The sequence below is a fragment of the Bacillus sp. FJAT-45066 genome (genome assembly GCF_002335755.1).
In the GTDB taxonomy this organism is placed as follows: domain Bacteria; phylum Bacillota; class Bacilli; order Bacillales; family Bacillaceae_I; genus Bacillus_CD; species Bacillus_CD alkalisoli.
This window is the reverse complement of record NZ_NISQ01000001.1, coordinates 1,377,301-1,391,155: the sequence shown is the minus strand read 5'-3', so window position 1 is coordinate 1,391,155 and position 13,855 is coordinate 1,377,301. Positions and strand designations below refer to the sequence as shown.

The following is a 13,855-nucleotide window of genomic DNA, read 5'->3' as shown; positions in this document are numbered from 1 at the left end:
ATCATAAAACTCTTCCTAAAAATTAGAAAATTTGCTAAACTGAAAAAGTTAAAAAAAGAAAAGAGACAGCTGGGGGATAGTCAATGAGTATATTTAAAGATCTTTGGTGGTTCTTTAAACAAGAAAAAAAAGCGTACATACCTGGAGTAATCTTACTTGCATTTGTTGCAATGCTTGAATTAGTACCTCCTTTTATTGTAGGAAGAACAGTGGACTATATTGCAAATGGGGAATTAACGAGGGAGTTAATTTTGCAATTGATGGTCGTCTTACTCGTAACTGCAATCATCGTATATATACTGCGCTATTTATGGAGAATCATGATTTTTGGTGCCTCTGTTCGTCTAGGAAGGTTATTAAGAAACCAACTATACGAACATTTCACTAAAATGTCTCCTAGGTTTTATCAGAAGAAAAGAGTCGGGGATTTAATGGCCCATTCTACTAATGATTTGCAGGCAGTTCAACAAACAGCAGGTGCTGGAGTACTAACATTAGTGGACTCCCTAATGACTGGTGGTTTTGTTTTAATTGCAATGGCAACGACAATAAGTTGGAAATTAACGTTAATTTGTTTAATTCCGATGCCATTTATGGCTCTTTCCACAAACTATTATGGGACGTTATTACACAAAACATTCCATAAAGCTCAAGCGGCTTTTTCTTCTTTAAATGATAAAGTTCAAGAAAGTGTTAATGGAATAAAAGTGATTAAAACGTTTGGTCAAGAAAAAGAAGATATTCAAGAATTTGAAAAGCAATCAGAAGATGTTGTGAAGAAAAATGTAACAGTCGCTAAAATTGATTCTTTATTTGACCCTACAATTGGGTTTATTGTTGGTGTTTCATTCTTTCTTGCCGTCTCTTTTGGTGGGTATTATGTTGTACAAGGAGAGCTATCGATAGGTCAGTTAATTGCATTTACTACTTACCTTGGCTTGCTAATTTGGCCAATGCTTGCATTTGGCTGGTTGTTTAATATTGTAGAACGTGGACGTGCATCATATGATCGTGTAACGAACCTTCTAAAAGAAGAAGTAGATATTCAAGACAAGTCAGAAGCTATAGCTACAGTCCCTAGTGGAGATGTAACATATAACATTAAAGAATTTACGTATCCAACAGAAGCTGAAAGTGTTCTAAGAGATATAACTTTCTCCTTACCACAAGGTGGGACACTTGGGGTTGTTGGAAAGACTGGTAGCGGGAAAACAAGTCTATTAAAATTGTTAATTCGTGAATTTGACCTTTCACATGGCTCGATTTCCATAGGACATCGTTCCATTAACGAATATCAAATTGAGTATTTACGAAAAGCAATCGGATACGTTCCTCAAGATCATTTCTTATTTTCAGCGACGATTGCGGACAACATTGCATTCTCATGTCCAGAAGCTTCATTTGAAGATATAGTACATGCTGCAAAACTAGCAAACATTCATGATGATATTATCCAATTCACACACGGGTATGACACCGTTGTTGGTGAAAGAGGAGTTTCATTATCAGGTGGTCAAAAGCAACGAATTTCCATTGCTCGTTCGTTAATTATGGATCCTGAAATATTAATACTAGATGATTCTCTCTCAGCAGTAGATGCGAAGACGGAAGAAAACATATTACATGCCCTAAAAGAAAACCGACAAGGGAAAACAACCATTATTACTTCTCATCGATTAAGTGCTATTCAACATGCCAATATTATCATTGTCATGGAGAGTGGAACAATTGTACAAAAAGGTACACATGAAGAGTTAATGGAAGAAGAAGGCTGGTATAGAGAAATGTATCACCGTCAGCAGCTGGAATCCCTTGTAGAGCATGGAGGGTAAATAGATGAATATTCAAACACAAACAATCACAGCAAAAGAACAAAGAACCGTATTAAAAAGGTTATTATCCTATGCAGGAAAGTATAAAAAAGAATTTATTTTTGCGTTTATTCTACTCATCTTCGCAACAATCGGTGAGATAATTGGCCCATATTTAGTTAAAGTATTTATTGATGATTATTTAACACCTAACTCATTTGAAATGGGACCTATTACAACCCTCGCAGCACTTTATGTAGGGATACTAATCGTAAAAACTATATTAACTTATTTTCAACTTTTAAAGTTTCAAGAGATTTCTTTGAAAATTATTCAAGATTTACGTATTGATGTTTTCTCCAAAGTTCAAAAGCTTGGATTAAAGTTTTTCGATAAAACTCCTGGTGGAAGTATTGTGTCGAGAGTTACGAATGATACTGAAGCAATAAAAGATATGTTTGTAAGTGTTATCTCTACTTTTGTGCAAAATGGTGTCTTCTTAGTCGGTATCTTTATTGCTATGTTCCTTTTAAACGTACAGTTAGCACTATTTTGTTTACTAATTATCCCTATTATCTTTGGGATTATGGCAACATACCGCCACTTTAGCTCTCGTTTTTATGCAGATATGAGGGAAAGATTAAGTCAATTAAATGCTAAGTTAAATGAAAGTTTACAGGGTATGTCGATCATTCAAGTGTTTAGACAGGAACGCCGATTACGAAAAGAATTTAGTGACATTAATGATGCTCACTATAAAGCCGGAATGAAAAATATAAAATTAGATGGATTGTTACTTCGCCCAGCCATCGATCTAGTTTATGTGTTCTCCTTAATACTAGTTTTAAGTTATTTTGGAATAGCTTCTTTAGGTAGTGAAATCGAAATAGGGGTTTTATATGCGTTTGTTAACTATTTAGGAAGATTTTTCGAACCTGTCAATCAAATGATGATGAGACTTTCTATGTACCAACAGGCAATCGTTTCTGCATCTCGTGTGTTTACTTTATTAGATGAAAAAGAGTTAGCGCCGGTTGCTCAAAGTAATAATAGTCATATGGTATCTAAAGGGGAAATTGAATTTAGAAATGTTACATTCTCGTATGATGGATCAAGAGATGTGTTGAAAAATATTTCTTTCACGGCAAAACAAGGAGAAACAATTGCTCTAGTTGGTCATACAGGTAGTGGAAAAAGCTCGATTATTAATTTACTCATGAGGTTTTATGCCATTGAAAAAGGCGATATATTAATAGATGGTGTATCCATTAAAGAGTATAAAGATGATGAACTTCGTAAAAAAATGGGGTTAGTACTTCAAGATCCGTTTCTTTTCTATGGAACAATTAATCATAACATTCGACTGCATAATGAAGAAATTACGGATGAAGAAATTGTGGAAGCAGCGGAGTTTGTTCAAGCAAATCATTTTATTGAGAGATTGCCAGATAAGTATGAACAGTTAGTGGTAGAACGCGGGTCAACTTTCTCGAGTGGGCAAAGACAGCTTGTTGCATTTGCAAGAACAATTGCCACAAAACCGAAAATTCTCGTGCTAGACGAAGCTACTGCAAATATTGATACAGAAACAGAAGAAGCAATTCAAGTTGCGCTAGAAAAAATGAGAAAAGGTAGAACCACAATTGCCATTGCACATCGATTGTCTACAATCCAAGATGCAGACCAAATATTTGTGCTTCATCAAGGAGAAATTGTAGAAAGAGGCACACATCAAGAATTAATAAGTCAAGAAGGCTTGTATCAAAAAATGTATCTACTACAAAACGGAACGGCAAATAAGTTAGAAGATGTTGTAACTAATAATTAAAAGAAAAAGGGCTGTCCAGAAAGAATTTTCTGAACGGCCCCTTTGTTAGTAATATTGTTATTAATAAGCCGTGCCGGTGGTGTGGACGCTTTCCGCAGGGGAGGCAGTGAGCCTCCTCGAGCCCTTTGGCTCTGCGGGGTCTCACCAGCCTACCCTATCCCGCAGGACAAGGAAGGCTACGGGAGCAAAACATCGCACGAAGAAAATGCGGAAGCATTTTCGAGGAGTCGTCCACACCACCGGCACTTTGTATACATTTTGATCTCGTATTCAGTCTTTCAATGTCTTTTCATTTTTAGATTTATTCTATTAATTAGAGAAATTCATTTCATTATATTTGTTCATTAGAGTGTCTAGTTCTTGGCTTATTTGTAACGTTTTGGAGGAGGATAAGCCAGTTTTGGCAACTATTTCTAATAGTTCCGTTCGTTTGTTTTCGATGAGTTTTAGAATGTCTTGTTTTGTAATAGTTGTCAAAGTAAATGCCTCTCTCTCATCAATCATTATGTATGATAATTATACATAGTAATGGTAATTAATTCAAAGGAAAAATGTTGGAAATCACCTTTTTTTATAATGTCATTATTTCGTCATAGTTTTAATAGACTTGTTAGTATGTATCGCACTACTTCTTTTGTTATGATAATAATAGTATAAATATTATATTGAGAAGTATGAATGTAAAGGAGTGGTTTTTGCGTGACTGGAGAGGTTTTTACGGATTTAAATGTTTTCCTTGCGTTTGGTGCAGGATTTTTATCGTTTATTTCGCCTTGTACACTACCAATTTATCCGGCGTTTCTTTCATATATTACGGGAATGTCAGTGGGAGAATTAAAATCTGAAAAAGGAATGATGCAAAGACGAAGTATATTACATACTCTGTTTTTCCTTTTAGGATTCTGTATTATTTTTATTGCAATAGGATTTAGTACTACTTTTATCGGTGGATTTTTTATTAAGTATCAAGATTTATTAAGGCAATTAGGAGCCATACTAATTATCTTTTTTGGATTTGTCATTTTAGGAGTATTTCAGCCGAAGTTTTTAATGCAAGATAAAAAGCTAGCCTTTAAAAATCGTCCTTCTGGATACTTCGGGAGTACAGTGATTGGTTTAGCGTTTGCTGCTGGATGGACACCATGTTCGGGGCCAATTTTAGGTGCAGTTATTGGTCTAGCCGCAACGAATCCTAATTCTGCTATGATCTATATGGTTGCATATGCACTTGGATTCTCTATTCCTTTCTTTATATTAAGTTTCTTTATCGGCAGAATGGGCTGGGTTAAGAGTAACTATGCTAAAATAATGAAGATTGGTGGGTCCTTAATGATTGCTGTAGGAATTCTACTTTTCTTTGATTTAATGACAAAAATCATTGAAGTGTTCTCACGTCTAACGGGCGGATTTACAGGGTTTTAACAAAACTTATACACTTTTTTATTGCTTACTAGTATAAAAAGAGATAAAGTTATGATTAGAAAATATTTCTTTTATTGGAACTATGTGAGGAGGGACTTCTACGTGGCTAACATATTAGTGGTGGATGACGCGAAATTTATGAGAGTTACTTTGTCTAGTATATTTAACAACGCCAACCACAATGTTGTCGGAGAAGGACAAAATGGTAAAGAAGCGATCGAACTTTATCGTGAGTTGGCACCTGATCTTGTTACGATGGATATAACAATGCCAGAAATGAATGGTATTGATGCAGTAAAAGAGATTGTAAAAGAATATCCACATGCAAAAATTATCATGTGTTCGGCAATGGGACAACAAAAATTAATAGTAGAAGCAATAGAAGCTGGTGCAAAAGATTTTATCGTAAAACCTTTTGATGAAAGCAGGGTATTAGAGGCAGTTGAGAGAGTGTTAAATTAAAAATTACATTAAAATACCATTTGAGTCATTTACTTAAATGGTATTTTTAATTTTGCTTAATTTAGGTATAATAATAGGGAGCAAATGAATTGAGGATGATGGTGATGGTAACAACAACTGTATTAAGTACGATAGCAGCGGTCATTATGGCTTTGGCCGTAATTTTTATTAGAATGAAAGCTGCAAAGAAACCTGCAACAGCTAGAAAAATAATACTTCCACCAATCTTTATGAGTACGGGAGCATTGATGTTTTTAGTCCCGCAATTTCAAGTTTCTTGGCTACAAGTAATAGAAGCGTTAGCAGTAGGGGCTATATTTTCTATCTTTTTAGTAAAAACGTCAAAATTTGAAATAAAAGGTCAAGATATTTTTCTAAAGAGATCGAAAGCTTTTGCCTTCATATTGTTAGGTTTATTAGCTATCCGAATCGTATTGAAGCTTGTCCTAAGTACGCATATTGATTTTGGAGAATTAACGGGAATGTTTTGGCTATTAGCATTTGGTATGATTGTGCCGTGGCGAATTGCGATGTATATGCAATATAAAAAATTAGCCACTCATTTATCAGATCCAGATTTTAAAAATACGGTTAAAGTGTAAAAGGTCTATCACATTGGATAGACCTTTTACTTTTACTTATCTTTAAAATAGATGTTGATAGGGTTTCACATCGATTTGTTGTTCTTTTAATTTCTTTAGAAGGAACTTGTGATCCCGCTTTGGTGTAGCAAGAATGTAACCTCTTACTACATGTTCTTTTGTTATTTTTTCCGCTTTTTCGTTGTATGCTAGTTCGCCAATTTTACCTGCTATTTTTTGTCTAGCTATATCTCTAAACAATTCAGGAACAGGATTTACTAGTTCTTCTAGTAAAAGTTTTAACTCTTCAGGCCATAAATGGCGTGTTTTTTGTAAATAAAAATCTTGCCAATCTAGTTCTGACTTCCCATCTTCTTTCGGAAGTCGTTTTAAAAACTTGCGGAACATGAAAAATCCACCGATTGTTAAAAGACCAATCATTGTTACTACCCAAAAAAGGATAAACCACATAAAAAAACCGGATAACATCATACAGAATTACCTCCGAACAAACTTCTTATCTAAAACTACTATGTAGTATGTGAATAGTATAGTATGGTAACTTAAGAAATAGAGACAAGTGTCTTACTTTCTTATTAAACTATTTTACATTATACTATTATACATAAAACTATACGACTTGCACTATTAAATCGATTCATAAAATTTAAGGAGGGATACATGATGAGGAAAATTGGAGCACTTATAGGAAATATGGGAAATATGGAAGTTTTGTCATCACACGTATGCCCAAAATGTAATAGAGAAGTAAGAAGAGTAAAAATGCAAATAATTGGTGGAGAAAATAAAGGACAATGGCAAGTAATGGAGAACGAATGTGATTGCCGTCTTGCAAAAGAGACGATGGAAGCAGAAAAAAGAAGAAAACACCGTTTCTTTGAACAGTTTTGTATTATACCTGAAGAGTTAGGATCCGCTACATTTGAAAACTTTAAAATTGAATACGAAAGTCAAGCAGAAGCGCTTGAAAGAACGATTGATTATATAGATCGTTTTACTGGAAAAGAAAACTTATATTATTTCGGAAGAACTGGTAGAGGAAAAACGCATTTAGCAGTTGGATTATATAAAGTTTTAACAAATAGCGGTTTTACGGTTATGTTTTTTGATGTTCCCAAGTTAATGGATACAATCGTTGCCTCATGGGATAATGATGCAGGATATTCAGAGAGTAAGTTTATGAAAGCTGTATCAGAAGCGGATGTACTTATTCTAGATGATTTAGGTGTAGAAAGGATCAGTGAATGGGTAGACCAAACACTATATTCCATTTTAAACAGAAGACAAGGGAAAAGTGTGATCTTTACTTCTAACATACACCCAGCAGACTTAACGAAAAGATACGGAGAACGTATTGCCGATCGTATAAAAAATAAAATGAAGCAAGATCAACTAATTTCTATTAGTATTCCAGAGAGTTACCGTACACAAGATTTAACAATGTACAAAGAATAAAAAAGCGCCCTATTCTTTTAAAAAGAGTAGGGTGTTTTGTATGTAAAAAGTTGGCGGGACTGCGTGGGAATCGAACCCACCTGAGACGACACGCGCCTCACAAGTAGTTTTGAAGACTAAGACGAGCACCAGCTTCGTAATCAGCCCCAAGTTATCTGAACCTATTTTAAAGTATAATTCATCATACTTCAAGGGATTTGATTTTTATACTAGGTTCTAAATTGGTATAATAGCAATATTAGAATTTATACGGAGTGAAAAATCATTGGATTTATATTGTATTAAACATAAAAAACAATTAGTAGAAAAACTAAACAATAAAAACGAAATAGTGTCTTACTGTGTGTACTGTGATTATGAGAAAGAGTATATAACCCTATCTGATAAATACGACAAAGAAGAAAATATATTAAATATACAAAATAAGAAAAGTAGAAAGCTATTAGGTAAAGTCTCAGCAACAATTTTATTAATCTTTCTCTTAACCCTTGTATTACACTGGTTCTTGTCAATCGTAATAGGATTATTTGTCTTAAATCTCATCCTTTTTCGAAATGTTACAAAGCTTAAAGCCAAGCCTTCAAAAGAACTTATTCAAGCTAAAAAGTTAAACGAAAGTAGTATTTTTGCCAATAATGTGGAACAAAAAAAGCGTCAGTGGAAAAAAGACTATTTGCAAGAAAATAAAGGTGAGAAGCTAAATGTGGAAAAATGGAATAAGCACTTAAGGCAATTTTATAAGCGTGACTAGTGATTCACCTATACAGGCAAACCAAGTTGTACATATCGTATAGAAAGCGATGTGAAGGGGTGAATTACTATGGGATGTTTTATACACAATGTAACAATTGAGAGTGTTTCAGGAGGTATCGTTAATTTCGGAAATATTTTTAACGCGTCACCTGCGTCTGTTGAAAAAGCGATTACAGGTTCTGGTAGTGCTAATAGTGGAGATTACGTGACAACCAATACAAAAGTAAGCAAAGTAAACGTCTGTTGTAAAAAAAGAGGAAGATGGGAGATTCAAAGTTCTGGAGGGGAAGCGAATAGTGGATAAACAATATACGGTTGGTATTGCTGGGCATATCGACCATGGTAAGACAAGCTTAGTGAAAAAATTAACAGGCATTGATACAGATAGATTGAAAGAAGAAAAAGATCGGCAAATCTCAATTGAACTTGGATTTGCTCCATTAGCCCTTAAAGAGCTGGGGACGGTTTCCATTATTGATGTACCTGGACATGAACGTTTTATTAGACAAATGATAGCCGGGGTATCAGGTATTGACTTAGTTATTCTAGTTGTAGCGGCCGACGAAGGAGTTATGCCACAAACGAGAGAACATTTACAAATTTTAAAGTTTTTAGAAGTACCAAAAGGAATTATTGCTATTACTAAAATAGACAAAGTCGAAAAAGAATTCTTGCAGCTAGTAAAAGAAGAAATTTTGGAAGAATTAGAAGGTACAATTTTCCAGCGGGCGAAAGTACATTATGTAAACAATAATAATGGAGAAGGATTGGATGATCTAACAGAAACGATTGCTACTACTCTTCAAAAAATAAAAGAAAAAGATACAAGCGGTAACTTTCGATTGCCAATCGACCAAGTATTTACGTTGAAAGGGCAAGGAACAATTGTAAGAGGAACCATTGTAGAAGGGGCCGTTTCAGAAGGTGATACGATAGAAATACTTCCAGCAAAAATTGAAACGAAAGTTAGACAATTGCAAGTACATAACACTCGGGAAAGTGTTGCCGTTGCCGGACAACGAGTTGCCATAAACTTGCCCAATTTATCAACTGAACTTGTACGAAGAGGCGACGTACTTTCACATAAAGGAGATTACAAGGCATCTACTGTATTAGATGTATCTCTCCAGTTTGTCCCTTCACTAAAATTAGATTTAAAGCAAAGATCACCAATAAGAGTATATATTGGCACTAGAGAAGTAGATGGGAAAATAGTTTTCTTTGATAGGAATACTTTAACAAGAACGAATGATGAAGTAATTTGTCAAGTAAGATTAGAAGAAGAAGTTGTCGCAAAAAGAGGGGACAAGTTAATCATACGTAGGCCGTCTCCTTCCGAAACAATAGGTGGAGGATGGATCATTAATCCTAATGGTGATAAGTATAAATTCGGTAATGAAACTATACATAAACTAGAAAGAATGAAAGAGGGCACAATACCTGAACGTGTAAAAGAAAATATGGGGTCCGAATCAACTATTACATTAGAAAAATTGACACAAAAAGTTGGTCTAGGAGAAGATGAGATTTATCAACAAGTCGTGAGCGGAGATTTAATTAAAATAACTCCAACTATATATACAACAAATGAAATGGTTAACAAAAAAACAATAGAATTAAAGTATGAGTTGTCCAATTTTCATTTGAATAATCCTTTGAAAGAAGGAATTCAAAAAGCGGAATTAACATCTCTGTTTCAAAAAAGTTTATCCCAAGATTTATTTCATTATTTATTCGAGAAGTTATTTACAAACGGTATGATTCAAAAAGTTGGAACAATTATTGCTTTAACTGGATTTCGTCCTAGCTTACCTCCAAAATGGGAAAAACGTTTAATGCAAGTTTATAAAGGGTTAGAAAGAGATGGAATCAGAGTAGACACATATGATTCATATGTAAAAGAAGCTGGAATTCCAGAAAGCATTGCAATGGATTACAAATATTATCTACTTCATCAAAAGATCGGATATGAATTAGATAATAAGCATATTATTTTAAAATTGTCCATCGATAAATCTCTAGATTTACTTATGGATAAAACGGGTGATAATTTCACTGTGAATGAAGCGAAAGCTATCCTAGACCTTTCAAGAAAATATGTTATTCCGTACTTAGAACTTTTAGATAGATTAACATACACAGAGCGAAATGATAGTACACGTACGTGGATAAAAAATAAGCAGCACGGAACAAGTTAATGCTCTGTGCTGTTTTTGTATACATTAATCAATTTCATAATTACGGTTCGTTTAGTGAAAAACAAATTATTTATCTTATATAAGTACATATCGTTCGTATTTTATGTGTTTTCACAAGGGGCATAGAGTCTTATGATTCGTTTTTCGTGTACTAATCATACTTTATGAAACGAACTCACATATATCATTTTTGCAGTAGACTCTTTAACCTCGCCGATTATGGAAGCATACATATTACCTGCTTTTTGAAGTATATCTACATACTCTTTTGCGGCAGTTTTATTCATACTAATTAGTAACCCTCCAGATGTAATGGCATCACATAAGATAAGCTGATCGGTAATGGTTAATGTACTTTCATAGAAAATAAAATCCTGAAGCCATTCCCAATTCGCTTTCGTTCCTCCAGGGATGATTCCTTCGTCAGCTAAAAGTTTAGTTCCACCAAGGATAGGTACTTGATCTATATTAATATGTATACTTACATTGCTACCTTCTGCCATTTCTTTGGTGTGACCAAGTAAACCAAAACCTGTCACATCTGTTACGGCAGATGGAGAATACTCTTTCAAATGTTCGGCAGCAGTTTTGTTAAGAGTAGCCATGATACTTGTAACTTCATTCATCTGGTTTTCGCTCACTTTGTTTCGTTTTATTCCGGTAGTAATAATACCAACCCCAATAGGCTTTGTTAAGACTAAAACATCACCAGGAGCTGCCCCTTTATTTTTCCAAAGCTTAGCTGGATGAGCAAAACCCGTTACACTTAAGCCGAATTTTGGTTCTTGATCATCAATGGAGTGCCCACCGATAATGACGGCTCCTGCTTCTTTCACTTTGTCGTAAGCACCAGCTAATATTTTGTTTAATATTTCAGGTCCTAACTTCTTTATAGGATAGCCAACAATATTTAATGCTGTTTTAGGCTCTCCACCCATTGCATATACATCGCTTAATGCATTTGCAGCAGCGATTTGCCCAAACATATATGGATCATCTACTATAGGTGTAAAATAATCAACTGTTTGGATAATCGCAAGCTCATCAGAGATTCTGTAAACACCTGCATCATCTGACGTTTCATATCCTACTAAAACATTATCATCATGTAAATTGGAAGGTAAACCACGCAAAACTTGCGTGAGGTCACTCGGACCAAGCTTACATCCTCAGCCAGCTTTTGATGATAAAGAAGTTAATTTCACTTTTTCTTGTTCACTCATTGCGCTCACCTCACTTATGCTTATGAATAGTATATAAGAGAGGTACCTTCATTTCCAACTTAAACCCGTGATAAAATTCAAACTTTTGCGAAAAACTACTATTTGTACTAAAATGTGTACAAGCCTTCAAAAGAAAAGGCTAATACGAAAAAAATTTTAGGAGGATATTATTATGACTTCTTATAAAGTTTCTGTTGAATTTTGCATGCAGTGAAACTACGCACCAAAAGCCGCGAGTTTCGCGGAACAGTTGTTTAGTCATTTCAGACACAATATTACTTCACTTGAATTAGTCCCAAGTTCGGGAGGAGCGTTTGAAGTAATCGTTAACGACACAAAGATTTACTCAAAACTTGAAACAGGCGTTTTTCCTAAAGCTGAAGAAATCATTACGCAAATGGAAGTTAAGTAGCAAAGGGAGGAGACTAGTCTCTTCTCTTTTTTGTTATAATGAAAATTATAGATGAAACTCGAGTGGACAAGGTGAGGATAAATGAAGCAAAATTTACGTTTAATTCCTGCTATACATGAATTACAAAAAAATAAACAGTTCAATACATTTATAGAAAAATACTCATTCTCAGAAGAATTATTAACTAATTTACTTAGAAAAGCTGTTAACGAAATAAGACAAGAAATACTATCTACTGAAGAGAAAGCGACTGTCGATTTGGAAAATGAAATTTGGCACCGTCTAGAAACTAAATGCGAGCGAAGAAAAGAATTTTATTTACGAAAAGTAATTAATGGTACTGGTACCATATTACATACCAATTTAGGAAGAGCTCGCCTAAGTGACAAGGCAATAGAACGTGTTTTAGAAGTGGCAAAAGGGTATTCCAATTTGGAGTTTAACAACTCAACAGGAAAAAGAGGGTCCCGTCACGATATTTTAGAAAGTATGCTAACAGAACTAACAGGTTCTGAAGCGGCTATGGTTGTAAATAATAATGCGGCTGCTGTTTACTTAATCTTAAAAGCATTAGCGAAAGAAAAAGAAGTAATTGTATCAAGAGGGCAACTTGTGGAGATTGGCGGTTCGTTTCGCATTTCTTCCATCATGGAAGAAAGCGGAGCAAAACTAGTTGAGGTCGGTACAACAAACAAAACGCATTTATATGATTATGAACATGCACTAAATGAAAATACTGCCATGATTTTAAAAGTGCATACAAGCAATTTTAAAACAATAGGTTTTACTAAAACAGTAGGAACTAATGAGCTCGTAGCTCTAAAGATGATAAAAGAAGATGTAGTCATATACGAAGACCTTGGTAGTGGAGTTTTAGTCGATTTAATGGGCAAAGGAATTGGGGAAGAGCCAGTTGTAAAAGAAGTTACAGCACAAGGTGTAGATCTTGTATCTTTCTCTGGAGATAAGCTATTAGGTGGTCCACAAGCAGGAATAATTGTCGGAAAGAAAAACTACATAGACTTGTTGAAGAAACATCAATTAGCAAGAGTGTTACGGGTAGATAAGATGAGTATTGCTGCTCTAGAAGGGACATTGATGGCTTATTTTACTGATGAAGAAAAAGAAATACCAACGATTCGTGACATTTTACAACCAATTGAACACATACATCAAAAAACAGAATATGCAAAGAATGAATTAGAAAAACTACTTCCAGCGTTTTCATTACAACTTTGTGAAGATGTGTCGTATATAGGTGGGGGAACAATGCCGGAAGTGAATTTACCAACAACGATATTAAAAATAACACCACCCGAAACTATATCTGTAAATAGTGTGGTAGAACGCCTTCGTTTTGGTACCCCTTCTGTTGTTGTAAGACAAAAAGACAATCGGATTATTGTCGATTTTCGTACGATAACAGAAGAGGAAGTGAATGAAGTTTGTTCAGCGTTAATGCATGTATTAGGCGAAGAATTGTAGTGGAAATGACCTCGCCTTACAAATGTAAATTACATATCGTGATTTGATTTTGATTTTTGCCTTGTATGGTTACGGTTTTTCACTTTATGTGAACCACTTAAAGGTTCAGGTTGTCCAGGATTGTTACCTTTAGGAGCATTTTTTCTCATATCTTTTCCGTCATTCTTATTCATATACCACCCTCCTTTTACAATGTTAGTTTGA

The 13,855-nt window shown here is 34.6% G+C and carries 15 protein-coding genes and 1 tRNA gene; 11 read left to right on the top strand and 5 right to left on the bottom strand.

Annotated features, from left to right (window positions below; genetic code table 11):
• The first annotated feature begins 83 nt into the window (after nucleotides 1–83).
• Nucleotides 84–1,832, top strand: a complete 1,749-nt coding sequence (locus CDZ92_RS07085; protein ID WP_096154545.1) for an ABC transporter transmembrane domain-containing protein — start codon at nucleotides 84–86, stop codon at nucleotides 1,830–1,832.
• Nucleotides 1,833–1,836: 4 nt separating this feature from the next.
• Nucleotides 1,837–3,639: an ABC transporter ATP-binding protein gene (locus CDZ92_RS07080; RefSeq protein WP_096154544.1), complete on the top strand. Its 1,803-nt coding sequence runs from the start codon at nucleotides 1,837–1,839 to the stop codon at nucleotides 3,637–3,639.
• A 309-nt stretch (nucleotides 3,640–3,948) separates the two neighbouring features.
• Here CDZ92_RS07080 and CDZ92_RS07075 read toward each other — a convergent pair whose 3' ends face one another.
• The gene (locus CDZ92_RS07075) at nucleotides 3,949–4,116 is read right to left on the bottom strand and encodes an aspartyl-phosphate phosphatase Spo0E family protein (RefSeq protein ID WP_406564889.1); all 168 of its coding nucleotides are present in this window, start codon (nucleotides 4,114–4,116) and stop codon (nucleotides 3,949–3,951) included.
• A 222-nt stretch (nucleotides 4,117–4,338) separates the two neighbouring features.
• On the opposite strand from CDZ92_RS07075, the gene CDZ92_RS07070 reads away from it, so the two are divergent.
• The 3 genes from CDZ92_RS07070 (at nucleotide 4,339) to CDZ92_RS07060 (ending at nucleotide 6,125) form a co-directional block, all read left to right on the top strand.
• Entirely contained in the window at nucleotides 4,339–5,061 is a 723-nt protein-coding gene (locus CDZ92_RS07070) for a cytochrome c biogenesis CcdA family protein (protein WP_096154543.1), read from the top strand.
• A gap of 102 nt (nucleotides 5,062–5,163) precedes the next feature.
• Nucleotides 5,164–5,523 carry a response regulator gene (locus CDZ92_RS07065; protein ID WP_096154542.1) on the top strand — a complete coding sequence of 120 codons (360 nt, stop codon included), beginning with the start codon at nucleotides 5,164–5,166 and terminating at the stop codon, nucleotides 5,521–5,523.
• Nucleotides 5,524–5,621: 98 nt separating this feature from the next.
• Nucleotides 5,622–6,125 (top strand): CcdC family protein, encoded by a 504-nt coding sequence (locus tag CDZ92_RS07060; RefSeq protein WP_406564924.1) that lies wholly within the window; start codon nucleotides 5,622–5,624, stop codon nucleotides 6,123–6,125.
• A 42-nt stretch (nucleotides 6,126–6,167) separates the two neighbouring features.
• Here CDZ92_RS07060 and CDZ92_RS07055 read toward each other — a convergent pair whose 3' ends face one another.
• Nucleotides 6,168–6,593 carry a DUF2621 family protein gene (locus tag CDZ92_RS07055; protein WP_096156942.1) on the bottom strand — a complete coding sequence of 142 codons (426 nt, stop codon included), beginning with the start codon at nucleotides 6,591–6,593 and terminating at the stop codon, nucleotides 6,168–6,170.
• 192 nt (nucleotides 6,594–6,785) lie between these two features.
• Here CDZ92_RS07055 and CDZ92_RS07050 point away from each other — a divergent pair, with 192 nt between their 5' ends.
• Nucleotides 6,786–7,580 (top strand): ATP-binding protein, encoded by a 795-nt coding sequence (locus CDZ92_RS07050; RefSeq protein ID WP_096154541.1) that lies wholly within the window; start codon nucleotides 6,786–6,788, stop codon nucleotides 7,578–7,580.
• Between the two features lie 51 nt (nucleotides 7,581–7,631).
• Here CDZ92_RS07050 and CDZ92_RS19925 read toward each other — a convergent pair.
• Nucleotides 7,632–7,728, bottom strand: a tRNA-Sec gene (locus CDZ92_RS19925).
• A gap of 117 nt (nucleotides 7,729–7,845) precedes the next feature.
• On the opposite strand from CDZ92_RS19925, the gene CDZ92_RS07045 reads away from it, so the two are divergent.
• The 3 genes from CDZ92_RS07045 to selB all read left to right on the top strand — a co-directional run bounded on the left by CDZ92_RS07045 (nucleotide 7,846) and on the right by selB (nucleotide 10,531).
• The gene (locus CDZ92_RS07045) at nucleotides 7,846–8,331 is read left to right on the top strand and encodes a hypothetical protein (protein WP_096154540.1); all 486 of its coding nucleotides are present in this window, start codon (nucleotides 7,846–7,848) and stop codon (nucleotides 8,329–8,331) included.
• Between the two features lie 69 nt (nucleotides 8,332–8,400).
• On the top strand, nucleotides 8,401–8,637 hold the full coding sequence (locus CDZ92_RS07040) for a spore germination protein (RefSeq protein ID WP_096154539.1): 237 nt from the start codon (nucleotides 8,401–8,403) through the stop codon (nucleotides 8,635–8,637).
• Entirely contained in the window at nucleotides 8,630–10,531 is a 1,902-nt protein-coding gene (gene selB, locus CDZ92_RS07035) for a selenocysteine-specific translation elongation factor (RefSeq protein WP_176483734.1), read from the top strand. Before CDZ92_RS07040 ends, selB begins: the two co-directional genes overlap by 8 nt.
• Nucleotides 10,532–10,686: 155 nt before the next feature.
• On the opposite strand, the gene selD is transcribed toward selB, so the two are convergent.
• A complete protein-coding gene (gene selD / locus CDZ92_RS07030) occupies nucleotides 10,687–11,754 on the bottom strand; it encodes a selenide, water dikinase SelD (protein WP_096154537.1) in 1,068 nt (355 codons plus the stop codon).
• 172 nt (nucleotides 11,755–11,926) lie between these two features.
• Between selD and CDZ92_RS20485 the strand changes: the two genes are divergently transcribed.
• On the top strand, nucleotides 11,927–12,166 hold the full coding sequence (locus CDZ92_RS20485) for an Rdx family protein (protein ID WP_369679945.1): 240 nt from the start codon (nucleotides 11,927–11,929) through the stop codon (nucleotides 12,164–12,166).
• An 81-nt stretch (nucleotides 12,167–12,247) separates the two neighbouring features.
• A complete protein-coding gene (gene selA, locus CDZ92_RS07020) occupies nucleotides 12,248–13,651 on the top strand; it encodes an L-seryl-tRNA(Sec) selenium transferase (RefSeq protein ID WP_096154535.1) in 1,404 nt (467 codons plus the stop codon).
• Between the two features lie 29 nt (nucleotides 13,652–13,680).
• Here the strand turns inward: selA and CDZ92_RS07015 are convergent, their stop codons facing one another.
• Nucleotides 13,681–13,824: a small acid-soluble spore protein P gene (locus CDZ92_RS07015; protein WP_096154534.1), complete on the bottom strand. Its 144-nt coding sequence runs from the start codon at nucleotides 13,822–13,824 to the stop codon at nucleotides 13,681–13,683.
• Nucleotides 13,825–13,855 lie beyond the last annotated feature (31 nt).

Bases quoted from the DNA above. Each gene is read 5' to 3' on its own strand.
- CDZ92_RS07080 (WP_096154544.1), top strand. From the start codon at position 1,837: ATGAATATTCAAACACAAACAATCACAGCAAAAGAACAAAGAACCGTA.
- CDZ92_RS07055 (WP_096156942.1), bottom strand. From the start codon at position 6,593: ATGTTATCCGGTTTTTTTATGTGGTTTATCCTTTTTTGGGTAGTAACA.
- CDZ92_RS07040 (WP_096154539.1), top strand. From the start codon at position 8,401: ATGGGATGTTTTATACACAATGTAACAATTGAGAGTGTTTCAGGAGGT.
- CDZ92_RS07015 (WP_096154534.1), bottom strand. From the start codon at position 13,824: ATGAATAAGAATGACGGAAAAGATATGAGAAAAAATGCTCCTAAAGGT.
- CDZ92_RS07060 (WP_406564924.1), top strand. From the start codon at position 5,622: ATGGTGATGGTAACAACAACTGTATTAAGTACGATAGCAGCGGTCATT.
- CDZ92_RS07085 (WP_096154545.1), top strand. From the start codon at position 84: ATGAGTATATTTAAAGATCTTTGGTGGTTCTTTAAACAAGAAAAAAAA.
- CDZ92_RS07050 (WP_096154541.1), top strand. From the start codon at position 6,786: ATGATGAGGAAAATTGGAGCACTTATAGGAAATATGGGAAATATGGAA.
- selA (WP_096154535.1), top strand. From the start codon at position 12,248: ATGAAGCAAAATTTACGTTTAATTCCTGCTATACATGAATTACAAAAA.